This is a genomic window from Streptomyces sp. SID11385, from assembly GCF_010548245.1.
Taxonomy (GTDB): Bacteria; Actinomycetota; Actinomycetes; order Streptomycetales; family Streptomycetaceae; genus Streptomyces.
In genome coordinates this window covers 1-587 of the sequence record NZ_JAAGLR010000742.1, presented here as the reverse complement: position 1 = coordinate 587, position 587 = coordinate 1, and the positions used below count along the sequence as shown (strand labels likewise).

At 78.4% G+C, this 587-nt stretch carries 1 protein-coding gene; it reads right to left on the bottom strand.

Annotated elements, in window-relative coordinates:
- The coding region (locus G3I42_RS22480) for an ROK family protein (protein ID WP_164288677.1) at window positions 1–587 on the bottom strand (587 nt) is incomplete at both ends.

Genomic DNA, 587 nt, shown 5'->3' with positions numbered 1-587 from the left:
ACGTCGGCGCGCAGCCGCTCCTCGACCAGCGCCCGGAACCGCTCACCGCCCTCGCGCGCCTCCCCGTGCAGCACGAACAGGCCGCAGGCGAAGAGCTGCTGCACCGTCGCGAGCCCGAGCACCAGGTTCTCCGCGTACTCCGCGACGAGCCGTGCGGCCTCCTCGCCCGGCGCGGTGACAAGCGCCCCGAGCGACACCTCGCCGCCGAGCCCCAGCGCCCGCGCCCGCTCGCGCAGCCACCGCGTCGTCGCCACCGTCTTCCAGCACCCCCGCCGCCCGCAGGTGCAGCGGCGCCCGCTCGCCGAGACCGTCATGTGCGCGCCGCTGCGCCCGCCCGGCGGGGCCAGCACCTCACCCGCGTACAGGATGCCGACCCCGAGCACCTCGCCCGTCGACACCGAGGCGAAGGAGCGCCGCCCGCGCCCCGGCCCGAACCAGCGGTCGCCGAGCACCTGCACCCTCGCCCGGTGCTCGATGCGCACCGGCGCCCCCACGAGCGCCTCCAGGCGCCGCGCCACCGGGTAGCCGCGCAGCGCGGGCGCCTCGTTCACCTCCACGACGAGCCCCGCGCCCGGGTCCACCACCCC